The following is a 10,893-nucleotide window of genomic DNA, read 5'->3' as shown; positions in this document are numbered from 1 at the left end:
TACTTATATTATATAGAAATTCCATTATAGTCAGTGAGGAGCTGAAAAACATGGAAACAATTTTACATAATGACCCACTTATAGCAGCTATAATTTCTTGGTTTTTAGCACAGTTAACGAAAGTCGTTTTTAAATTAATAAAAACAGGCGAGTTTGATTTTGCTAAGTTCTTTGCTTCAGGTGGAATGCCAAGTTCGCATGCGTCGACTGTTACTGCACTTGCTACAGGTGTCGGAGTGGTGGAAGGTGTGGAGAGTCCAATATTTGCGGTTGCCGCTATTTTTGCCATTATTGTTATGTACGATGCTTCAGGAGTAAGGCTTGCGGTTAGTAAGCAAGCGAAAATATTGAATGATTTTTTTCATGGTAGACAAACAGAATATAAAAAGTTAAATGAGCTCGTTGGACATACACCTTATCAAGTTGTTGTTGGTGCACTATTAGGAATTGTTGTCGGGGTTGGGTATTGTTTGTAAGCAGAATGTGTGTAATACACGTTCTGCTTTTCTTTGTTTTCATACATATTTAGCTAAGTTTTCGAATATCGTATACGGACTTAGAAAGGGTGGGTGAGCGGTGTGCTACTATATGACAAAGTGCGTGAGGAGATAGAGCGGAGAACGACTGCACTTCAAACGATGCAAAGGCAAGACGGAACGTGGTCATTTTGTTTTGAAGGAGCTTTACTAACGGATTGTCATATGATTTTTTTACTCAAATTATTAGGGCGAAATGACGAAATAGAACCGTTTGTGAAAAGGTTAGCATCTCTTCAAACAAATGAAGGGACTTGGAAATTATATGAAGATGAAAGGGGAGGGAATTTATCCGCCACGATTCAAGCATATGCTGCTTTACTTGCTTCGGAAAAATATTCGAAAGAAGATATGAATATGAGGCGAGCTGAAATGTTTATTAAGGAACACGGGGGAGTTTCTCGTGCTCATTTTATGACGAAATTTTTATTAGCGATTCATGGAGAATATGAATTTCCTGCGCTTTTTCACTTTCCAACGCCAATCTTATTTTTACAAGATGACTCCCCCCTCAGTATATTTGGGCTAAGCAGCTCAGCGCGTATACATTTAATTCCGATGATGATTTGTATGAATAAGAGATTCCGTGTAGAGAAAAAGTTATTGCCAAATTTAAATCATATTGCAGGCGGGGGTGGGCAATGGTTTCGAGAGGAGCGGTCTCCGCTGTTTCAATCGTTTTTAGGTGATGTGAAAAAGGTAATATCGTATCCATTATCGTTACATCATAAAGGATACGAAGAAGTAGAGCGCTTTATGAAGGAGCGTATAGATGAAAATGGAACTTTGTATAGTTATGCGAGTGCTACGTTTTATATGATTTATGCTTTGCTTGCATTAGGGCACTCTATTCAGTCTCCAATTATTGAGAAAGCTGTGACAGGATTAAAATCTTATATATGGAAGATGGACAGAGGAAGTCATTTGCAAAATTCTCCTTCTACCGTATGGGATACCGCTTTACTTAGCTATTCATTGCAAGAAGCTAAAGTTACAAATGAAAATAAGATGATTCAAAGGGCGACAGAGTATTTATTGCAAAAACAACAAACTAAAAAGGTAGATTGGAGCGTACATGCATCATCACTTGTAGCTGGCGGTTGGGGATTTTCAGATGTTAATACGACGATCCCTGATATAGACGATACTACAGCTGTCCTTAGAGCGTTAGCGCGAAGTAGAGGGAATGATAGAGTAGATAAGGCTTGGGGAAGAGGCGTGGAATGGGTAAAAGGATTGCAAAACAATGATGGAGGCTGGGGAGCTTTTGAACGAGGGGTAACGAGCAAGTTACTATCGAATTTGCCGATTGAAAATGCGAGTGATATGATAACCGATCCGTCCACACCAGATATTACAGGTAGGGTGTTAGAATTATTCGGAACGTATGCACCGAATGAATTGCCTGAAGAGCAAAAAAAGAAAGCTATCAAATGGTTAATGGATGTACAGGAACAGAATGGATCATGGTATGGAAAATGGGGGATATGTTATATATACGGGACATGGGCAACGATGACAGGCTTACGTGCAGTAGAAGTGCCTTCTACTCATCCATCGTTGAAAAAAGCAGCTTCATGGCTCGAGCATTTGCAGCATGAAGACGGAGGGTGGGGAGAATCCTGTCAAAGTAGTGTAGAGAAAAAAATTATTTCTTTACCCTTTAGCACGCCGTCACAAACAGCGTGGGCACTTGATGCACTTATTTCTTACTACGATCAAGAAACACCGATTATTCGAAAAGGAATTTCATATTTGCTCGCGCAGTCTACTATGAATGAAAAATATCCTACTGGTACAGGGTTACCGGGTGGCTTTTATATTCGCTACCATAGTTATGGGCATATATATCCGTTACTTGCTTTAGCGCATTACGTAAAGAAATATAGAAAATAAACCGAGAGATACTCTCGGTTTATTTTGATGGGTAGTAGGTCCCTGTTGAAAAGAATAAGGAACGTTGTAGTGCCTTATTTTTCTGTTGATTGGCGTTTTTGACGTGCATCAGCGGCATTTGCACGTGCGTTTGCTTCTAAGTCATTGTGGTCAGCGAGTTCGCGAGCGAACTCAACATCAATGCCATCGGCAGCTTTGTTTCGATTTACGTTCTTTTTTTTCATTCGACACAATCTCCTTGTGTTTTATCCCGCATAAACGGGTAGTAAAACTCCCACCTTAAAATTCAGATGGAACAAAGAAGCTAGGTGGGAGATTAACTGCCCGTAAATGCCCGATTGGTGAGGGCTGATTAAAGTTTCACTTTATGCGACGTTGCAAAGTTAGTTTGACACAAATAGACTTTTTTATACAAAGAGGATTTGGAAAGCATAGAGCCGAAATATACAATATAACTAATAGAAATGGGGGATAGGGATGGACTTGTTGAATGGGAAAACAGCTGTTGTAACGGGTGCTGCGCAGGGGATTGGAAAAGAAATCGCACGAGTTTTTGCAAAACTAGGGGCTAAAGTATTAATTAGTGATGTAAATGAAGAGAAGCTACAAGAAACGACACGTGAATTATCAGATGAAGGGTATGATGTGAGCTTATATCGATGTGATGTGAGTAATCAAAATGAAGCGAAGTCGTTAATTGAATATGCGGTGCAAAAATTTGGTACATTACATATTTTAGTGAATAACGCTGGGATTACAAAAGATGCAATGTTACATAAGATGGAGAAGTCTGCTTGGGAACAAGTATTACAAGTGAACTTAACTGGCGTTTTTTATTGTATGCAGCCAGCACTTCTTTATATGAGGCAACAACAATATGGACGGATTATTAATATTTCTTCTATTAGTAGGGAAGGAAATATTGGACAAGCGAATTATGCGGCTACAAAAGCAGGGGTAGTAGGCTTAACAAAAACAGCAGCGAAAGAGGTTGGAAGTTTTGGTATTACGTGTAATGCGATTTGTCCAGGATTTATGGATACTGATATGACAAAAACAATACCGGATAAAGTAAAAGAGAAAATGGTTGGAGCGATTCCAGTTGGAAGAATCGGAACACCGGAAGATATTGCAAACGCAGCTGCCTTTTTAGCATCAGAGTATGCGTCTTACATTACAGGAGAGGTATTAAATGTGAGCGGTGGGTTGCAAGTGTAAATGAATACATAATGAAAAGAACCTGACCGAGTAGGTCAGGTTCTTTCTCGTTAATTTAAGTTAATCCAAACGCTCTTCACTTCTGTATAGTTGTTCAGCGCGTAAGATCCCATTTCGCGGCCAAGGCCAGATTGTTTAAATCCTCCAAATGGAGATGCTGCATCAAAGACGTTATAACAGTTTACCCATACTGTACCTGCACGTACTTTGCTTGCAATATAATGTGCAGTTTTTACGTTTTCTGTCCATACACCAGCCGCTAAGCCGAATTGTGATTTATTCGCACGATCAATTACTTCATCAATATCGTTAAACGGTAATGCAGAAATAACTGGACCGAAAATTTCTTCTTTAGCGATTGTCATCTCATCATTTACATCAGCGAATACTGTAGGAGAAACGAAGTAACCTTGGTCGAATGGTTTGTTTCCTCCGCAAAGTACTTCAGCACCTTCTGCAATTCCTTTTTCAATATAACCCATTACACGTTTTTGTTGTTCTTCAGAAACGAGAGGTCCGATTGTAGTTTCTGGATTTAGACCAGCACCTTGATTTAATTTTTTTGAATATAGAACGAGATCAGCCATGACATTATCGTACATTTTCTTCGGAATAAATAAGCGTGACCCAGCGCAGCACACTTGTCCTTGGTTAAACATAACACCAGAAAGGGCAGCAGGAATCGCTCGAGATAAGTCAGCGTCTGGTAAAATAATGTTTGGCGACTTACCACCAAGCTCTAATGTAACGCGTTTTAACGATTCAGATGCTTGTCTCATAATTTGTTTGCCGACTGGAGTAGAGCCTGTAAATGCAATTTTATCTACGAGTGGATGATTAACGAGAGCTTGTCCAGCTGTTTCACCGAATCCAGGAACGATGTTAACAACGCCTTTCGGGAATCCAGCTTCTTCAATTAATTCAGCTAAGTATAGAGCGGATAGTGGAGTTTGTTCTGCAGGTTTTAAAACGATTGTACATCCTGTTGCAAGGGCTGCGCCCATTTTCCACATTGCCATAAGAAGTGGGAAGTTCCATGGGATAATTTGACCGACAACACCAACAGCTTCATGGCGTGTATAGTTAAAATATTCACCAGAAACAGGGATTGTTTGTCCAACGATTTTTGTAGCCCAGCCAGCATAATAGCGCATATGTTCAATTGCAAGAGGAACGTCTGCTGCTAAAGTTTCGCGGATTGGTTTTCCGTTATCTAAAGTTTCAAGCTGTGCCAGCTCTTCTTTATGCTCTTCCATTAAATCAGCGAGCTTGTACATAAGACGGCTTCGTTCAGCAGTGCTCATGCGTGACCAAGGACCTTCATCGAAAGCCATTCGAGCAGCTACGACAGCTTTATGAATGTCTTCTCGACCAGCTTCAGCAACGATAGCGAGTGTTTCACCAGTTGCTGGGTTAGGAGTTTTAAACGTTTTCCCGGAAGCGCTTTCGACAAATGATCCGTTTACATATAATTTCTTTGTGCCTTGAAGAAATTTCTCTACCTTTTCATGAAGATTTACAGCTAGTTGACTCATTGTATAACCCCCTTGAAAATATAATTTAAACGCAGTACGAGACGGCGTTTATTCCGAAATCAAGGATGTGGGAACTAGATGAAAAGCCTCTACTTAAAATCATAAATAATAAATGCTGAAAATTCAAATTTCATTTTCATTACAATTGTAAAAAATATGTAATGAAACATTGTATTCTATATAATTACAAAAAATCCTGCGCGTTTTTGTTTTCTAGTAGGAAAAACTAGAAAAACAGTGGTACAATTATACATCGTGAGAGGAGGGAGAAAATGAAGAATTATCATGATGATCCGCGCTTTCGAGTTGCCCATAGAGAAGCGTTAATTGGTCTTGGATTAGCTATTATTAATTTTATAATATGGTATGGATTTGCTTATGGGCTTGGAAGTAAGGATCCGAGTGAATATACATATGTATTAGGTTTTCCAGCATGGTTTTTTTATAGCTGTATCGTTGGATTTATCGTAATGGTTATTTTGCTTATTTTAGTTGTTCGTTTTTTATTTCAAGATATTCCACTCGATGAGGAAGAAAAAAGTGAGGAATGATAGATGAATTGGTATGTAATAATCCCAATGATAATTTCTTTTATCGTTGTGTTTTTAATTGGTGTATATGCATCAAGACGTGTACAAGCAACCGCTAATAATAAATTTTTACAAGAATATTTTCTTGGTGGGCGTGAACTTGGTGGTTTATTATTAGCTATGACGATGATTGCTACGTACGGTAGTGCAAGTAGCTTTATCGGCGGGCCTGGTATTGCTTACAATATGGGTCTGGGATGGGTGCTGTTATCAGCGATTCAAGTTGTAACAGGATATATCGTTTTAACGGTTATCGGTAAAAAGTTTGCTATTATCGCTAGGAAGATGGAAGCAATTACGCTTATTGATTATTTAAAGGGCAGATACAATAATAAAGCGGTAGTTGTTCTTTCTGCATTATGTATTATAATCTTTTTGTTCTCAGCAACAGTAGCCCAGTGGGTTGGCGGCGGACGATTAATTGAGTCGCTAACAGGACTTTCCTACACAACGGCACTATTTTTATTTACATTTTCTGTACTTGTGTATGTGTTAATTGGTGGATTTCGTGCAGTCGCTTTATCAGATACGTTATTAGGAATCATTATGTTAGTCGGAACAACAATCATTTTAATTGCTACTGTCATTGCTGGTGGCGGAGTTGAAAAGATTATGCAGGAACTTATTCAAATTAATCCGAATTTAATAACACCGTTCGGAGCGGATGGTAGTTTAACGAAATCATATGTCACATCATTTTGGATTTTAATTGGAATTGGTGTCGTTGGATTACCGCAAATTAGTGTGCGTGCTATGTCTTATAAAAATTCAAAAGCTATGCACCAAGCATTAATCATTGGAACGGTTGTCGTCGGTACAATTATGATTGGTATGCATTTAACAGGTGTGTTTGCAAGAGTAGTCCTTCCAGGCATAACGGTACCAGATAAAGTAATGCCGCTACTCGCGATGGAAGTGTTGCCACCTTGGTTAGCTGGAGTTTTCTTAGCTGCACCAATGGCAGCGATAATGTCTACTGTGAACTCATTATTATTACTTGTAAGTTCGTCAATTATTAAAGATATATATGTGAACTACATAAATAAAGATGCAGCGGCTAGTACGATAAAAAAAGGAAGTCTGTGGATTACTGGTATCGTAGGACTGCTTGTTTATGCAGCGGCTATTAAACCACCAGATTTTTTAATTTGGTTAAATTTATTTTCTTTCGGTGGTTTAGAAGCAGCGTTCATTTGGCCGATTGTGTTAGGGTTATATTGGAAAAAGGGAAATGCAACTGGAGCTCTCGCATCTATTTTAGTTGGAGTAGGTTCCTATATGTTTATTCACCTTTGCTATCCTAATCCATTCGGTATACATACAGTTGTTTTCCCGATTTGCTTTGCATTTATTGCGTATATAATTGGTAGTATGGTTACGATGAAAAAAGTAGCATAAAAATATAGAAAAACGTAGGGACTTCTAATGCGAAGTTCCTACGTTTTTTGTTTATGCAAAATTTTCTTTTTCAGTCTGTATTCCGCCATACATTCATAAAGTAATAACAATTGATGGGATGGAGTTGAGGTCTATGAAAAAAATATTGTTTTTAGGAGACCCAGGAATTGATGACTCTTTAGCAATTATGTATGGATTGTTACATCCTGATATTGATATTGTTGGTGTCGTAACGGGATATGGAAATGTAACACAAGGAAAGGCGACAAGTAATGCGGCTTATTTATTGCAAATGGCAGGGCGAGAAGATATACCTGTTATTAATGGTGCGAAAATTCCTTTATCCGGAGATTTTGTGACGTATTATCCGGAGATTCACGGTGCAGATGGCTTAGGACCAATTAAGCCTCCGAAAGCCTTTTCTCCAAATATAAAATCATTTTGTGCATTTTTCGATATTCTTGAAAAGTATAAAGGAGAATTAATCATTGTTGATGCTGGCAGGTCAACAACATTGGCGACGGCATTTATTTTAGAAAAACCGATGATGAAGTACGTGAAAGAATATTATATAATGGGCGGTGCTTTTTTAATGCCCGGAAATGTTACGCCAGTCGCGGAGGCAAATTTTCATGGAGACCCAATTGCATCACAATTAGTTATGCAAAATGCAAAAAATGTGACATTAATACCGCTTAACGTTACTTCAGAAGCGATTATTACACCGGAAATGGTGAAATACATTACGAAACATTCTAAAACGAATTTCAAGAAATTAATAGAACCGATTTTCAATTATTATTATAAAGCTTATAAAAACCTGAATCCAAAAATAACAGGGAGCCCAGTACATGATGTAGTAACGATGATGGTAGCGGCAAATCCATCTCTTTTAGATTACGTGTATCGTCGTGTTGATGTAGATACGATTGGAGTTGCGAAGGGGGAAAGTATCGCTGATTTTCGCCCGCAACCTGAAGCGAAAGCATTGAAAAATTGGGTGAGAATTGGTTGGTCATTAAATTATAAAAAGTTTCTTGAGGATTTTGTGAAAATTATGACGTAGACATAATAGGAACATACAAGTTAAAATAATGGAGATGATTATTTAAATAATCATCTCCATTATTTTGTTTTTAAGAGATAAATAGAGAAGAGTTACACAATAGGAGAGGAATTTTACTTGAAAAAAACTATAGTATGCGCAGTGATTGTGGGTATTTTTGTTTTGCTGATATCGGGTAACTTTTTAGTGAAAAAAGTGTGGAGTTCAAATAATGATGATGCGCAGTACATCGCATCCTTTATTGAAGAGCATAAAAATGAAAAAAATAGCGCTCTTCTAGTAAAGAGAAATGATAAAGTTGTGTATTCTGTAAATCCAGATGTTGTATTGCCAGTTGCTAGTACGATGAAGTTAATTGTGGCGCTTGAATATACGAAACAAGTTACAGAGGGGAAAATCGATCCGTCTAGTTTCGTTTCAATTAATGATGTGAATCGTTATTATGTGCCGAGTACAGATGGTGGTGCACAAGATAGATGGCAAAATTATTTACAAAAAAAAGAAAAGATAACTGAAGGAGCGGTTTCTTTAGAAGAAGTTGCAAAAGGAATGGTTAAGTTTAGTTCTAATGCAAATACTGAATATTTAATGGAGGTATTAGGATTAGACAATATTAATCGGAATTTACAAAGTTTAGCGCTTCCTGCACATCAACCGCTATTTCCGATCGTTTCATCTTTATACATTCCGGGATATTTGCATAAAGAATTACATGTTCCAAAATATAAAATAGAGAAAAAGTTAAAAGAAATGTCTCAAGAGCAATATCGTGAATATGCTATGATTATTCATGAACGCTTAAAAAAGAAGGGACCATTATTACAGAAGGAAATTCCTCTATATTTAGAGGAACGTTACGACAAAATTTGGTCGGATAGATTGCCGGCTGCTTCCGCTAACGATTATATGGTACTGCTTCAAAAGGCAAATCATCAAGGTGGTCTTACAGAAGCGGAAGAAAAAGTGTGGGCGAATATCGTCGAAACGGATATGAGTGCAAAGAAATATCGTAAAACATTCAGGCATGCCGGGCAAAAGAATGGTTATACACCATGGACGGTAACAAAAGCAGTTTATGCAATGGATAAACGCGGAAACTGTACAGAAATTGTTTTCTTGGCAAATAATTTAAATGAAGATGACAGTGCTGAAATACGTAAACATTTAGCAAATCTACACTTCCAAGTGTTGCAAAGTGATAAGTATGATGCGACTTTTATTAAGTAAACTTGGTGCTATGAGCGCCGAGTTTATTTTTATGTACAAGCACTTTTTCACCATCCCTGGGTATGATGGGTAGTAACACTTAGGCGAAAGGGGAAAAGGTGATGAAACAGAGTAAAGAAGAGTTTATTAAGAAGGAAGGCGCTGATTTCCCTGGGAAAACATATGTAGATTGTGTATTACAGCACGTATTTAATTTTCAGCGTAATTATTTATTAAAAGATATGTTTCAAGTGCATAGGGCACATATTACTATGTTAACTGAAGAAAAGTTGATGAAAAGAGAAGAAGCGAAAGTTATATTAACCGCACTTAAAAAAGTAGAGGGGATTCCAAAGGAGAAGTTGCTATATACAGAGCAACATGAAGATCTTTTTTTCTTAGTTGAACATTTGCTTTCTCAAGAAGCAAAGTGTGAATTTGTAAGTAATATGCATATCGGTAGAAGTAGAAATGATATGGGTGTAACGATGTATCGCATGAGTTTACGGCAATTTGTATTACGGTTAATGGAACATCATTTATTGCTGCAAGAAAGTATGCTGGAGCTTGCCGGTGAACATATGGAAACAATTATGCCCGCGTATACACATACACAACCGGCGCAGCCGACAACATTTGGTCATTATGTTTTGGCAATTTACGATACGATGCAACGAGATTTAGAAAGAATGAAAAAAGCGTATCATCTTGTAAATCATTCTCCAATGGGGGCAGCTGCCCTTTCTACAACAAGTTTTCCTATTAAGAGAGAACGAGTTGCGCAGTTACTTGGGTTTACAAATGTAATTGAGAACTCATACGATGCTGTTGCTGGAGCGGACTATTTATTAGAAGTTAGCTCGTTACTAATGGTTATTATGACGAATACGAGTAGATGGATTCATGATTTTTTACTATTAGCGACGAAAGAATATGATGGGATTACTGTAGCAAAGCCATATGTGCAAATAAGTAGTATTATGCCGCAAAAACGAAATCCCGTTTCAATTGAACATGCCCGCGCTATTACGAGTAGTGCTTTAGGGGAAGCATTTACTGTATTTCAAATGATTCATAATACACCATTTGGCGATATTGTTGATACGGAGGATGACTTGCAGCCGTATTTATATAAAGGAATCGAAAAGGCGATTCGTGTTTTTTGTATTATGAACGCAGTTATTCGAACGATGAAAGTAGAAGAGGAAACGTTAAAAAGTCGCTCATATAAACACGCGATTACGATTACAGATTTCGCAGATGTTTTAACAAAAAACTATGAAATACCATTTCGGCATGCACATCACGCAGCAAGTGCGATTGCGAATATGTCATTGGAACAGAAAAAGGAGTTACATGAATTAAATTTCAAAGACATAAATGTATACTTACAAGAAAATTTGAAAGTAAATTTATTAGAAGAAGAGTGGAAAGAAATTATATCACCA

Annotated in this window: 10 protein-coding genes; 8 read left to right on the top strand and 2 right to left on the bottom strand. The window is 37.7% G+C overall.

Annotation, left to right across the window (positions count from 1 at the left end; all coding sequences use genetic code 11):
* Positions 1 to 50: 50 nt before the first annotated feature.
* Positions 51 to 476 (top strand): divergent PAP2 family protein, encoded by a 426-nt coding sequence (locus tag AB3X48_RS12680; RefSeq protein WP_000447809.1) that lies wholly within the window; start codon positions 51 to 53, stop codon positions 474 to 476.
* 102 nt (positions 477 to 578) lie between these two features.
* Positions 579 to 2,432 (top strand): terpene cyclase/mutase family protein, encoded by a 1,854-nt coding sequence (locus tag AB3X48_RS12675; RefSeq protein ID WP_016105809.1) that lies wholly within the window; start codon positions 579 to 581, stop codon positions 2,430 to 2,432.
* 74 nt (positions 2,433 to 2,506) lie between these two features.
* Here AB3X48_RS12675 and AB3X48_RS12670 read toward each other — a convergent pair whose 3' ends face one another.
* The gene (locus AB3X48_RS12670) at positions 2,507 to 2,656 is read right to left on the bottom strand and encodes a YfhD family protein (RefSeq protein ID WP_002066466.1); all 150 of its coding nucleotides are present in this window, start codon (positions 2,654 to 2,656) and stop codon (positions 2,507 to 2,509) included.
* Between the two features lie 253 nt (positions 2,657 to 2,909).
* On the opposite strand from AB3X48_RS12670, the gene fabG reads away from it, so the two are divergent.
* Complete coding sequence (fabG, locus tag AB3X48_RS12665) at positions 2,910 to 3,650, top strand: 3-oxoacyl-ACP reductase FabG (protein WP_002111090.1); 741 nt, start codon at positions 2,910 to 2,912, stop codon at positions 3,648 to 3,650.
* Between the two features lie 50 nt (positions 3,651 to 3,700).
* On the opposite strand, the gene dhaS is transcribed toward fabG, so the two are convergent.
* On the bottom strand, positions 3,701 to 5,185 hold the full coding sequence (gene dhaS / locus AB3X48_RS12660; RefSeq protein ID WP_002160956.1) for an aldehyde dehydrogenase DhaS: 1,485 nt from the start codon (positions 5,183 to 5,185) through the stop codon (positions 3,701 to 3,703).
* A gap of 272 nt (positions 5,186 to 5,457) precedes the next feature.
* Between dhaS and AB3X48_RS12655 the strand changes: the two genes are divergently transcribed.
* The 5 genes from AB3X48_RS12655 to argH all read left to right on the top strand — a co-directional run.
* Positions 5,458 to 5,736: a YhdT family protein gene (locus AB3X48_RS12655; RefSeq protein ID WP_016105808.1), complete on the top strand. Its 279-nt coding sequence runs from the start codon at positions 5,458 to 5,460 to the stop codon at positions 5,734 to 5,736.
* 3 nt (positions 5,737 to 5,739) lie between these two features.
* Positions 5,740 to 7,173, top strand: a complete 1,434-nt coding sequence (panF, locus tag AB3X48_RS12650) for a sodium/pantothenate symporter (RefSeq protein WP_016105807.1) — start codon at positions 5,740 to 5,742, stop codon at positions 7,171 to 7,173.
* Positions 7,174 to 7,306: 133 nt separating this feature from the next.
* Positions 7,307 to 8,239, top strand: coding sequence for a nucleoside hydrolase (locus tag AB3X48_RS12645; protein WP_016105806.1), 933 nt, complete (start codon positions 7,307 to 7,309; stop codon positions 8,237 to 8,239).
* Between the two features lie 117 nt (positions 8,240 to 8,356).
* Positions 8,357 to 9,466, top strand: coding sequence for a serine hydrolase (locus AB3X48_RS12640; RefSeq protein ID WP_002111085.1), 1,110 nt, complete (start codon positions 8,357 to 8,359; stop codon positions 9,464 to 9,466).
* A gap of 101 nt (positions 9,467 to 9,567) precedes the next feature.
* A partial coding sequence (gene argH, locus AB3X48_RS12635; RefSeq protein ID WP_367959617.1) for an argininosuccinate lyase occupies positions 9,568 to 10,893 on the top strand: 1,326 nt, incomplete at its 3' end.

The sequence above is a fragment of the Bacillus sp. S4 genome (assembly GCF_040838205.1).
GTDB lineage: Bacteria > Bacillota > Bacilli > Bacillales > Bacillaceae_G > Bacillus_A > Bacillus_A cereus_U.
The sequence above is the reverse complement of the archived record's forward strand: the minus strand, read 5'-3'. Positions and strand labels throughout refer to the sequence as shown.

Bases quoted from the DNA above. Each gene is read 5' to 3' on its own strand.
- AB3X48_RS12680 (WP_000447809.1), top strand. From the start codon at position 51: ATGGAAACAATTTTACATAATGACCCACTTATAGCAGCTATAATTTCT.
- AB3X48_RS12670 (WP_002066466.1), bottom strand. From the start codon at position 2,656: ATGAAAAAAAAGAACGTAAATCGAAACAAAGCTGCCGATGGCATTGAT.
- fabG (WP_002111090.1), top strand. From the start codon at position 2,910: ATGGACTTGTTGAATGGGAAAACAGCTGTTGTAACGGGTGCTGCGCAG.
- dhaS (WP_002160956.1), bottom strand. From the start codon at position 5,185: ATGAGTCAACTAGCTGTAAATCTTCATGAAAAGGTAGAGAAATTTCTT.
- AB3X48_RS12655 (WP_016105808.1), top strand. From the start codon at position 5,458: ATGAAGAATTATCATGATGATCCGCGCTTTCGAGTTGCCCATAGAGAA.
- panF (WP_016105807.1), top strand. From the start codon at position 5,740: ATGAATTGGTATGTAATAATCCCAATGATAATTTCTTTTATCGTTGTG.
- AB3X48_RS12645 (WP_016105806.1), top strand. From the start codon at position 7,307: ATGAAAAAAATATTGTTTTTAGGAGACCCAGGAATTGATGACTCTTTA.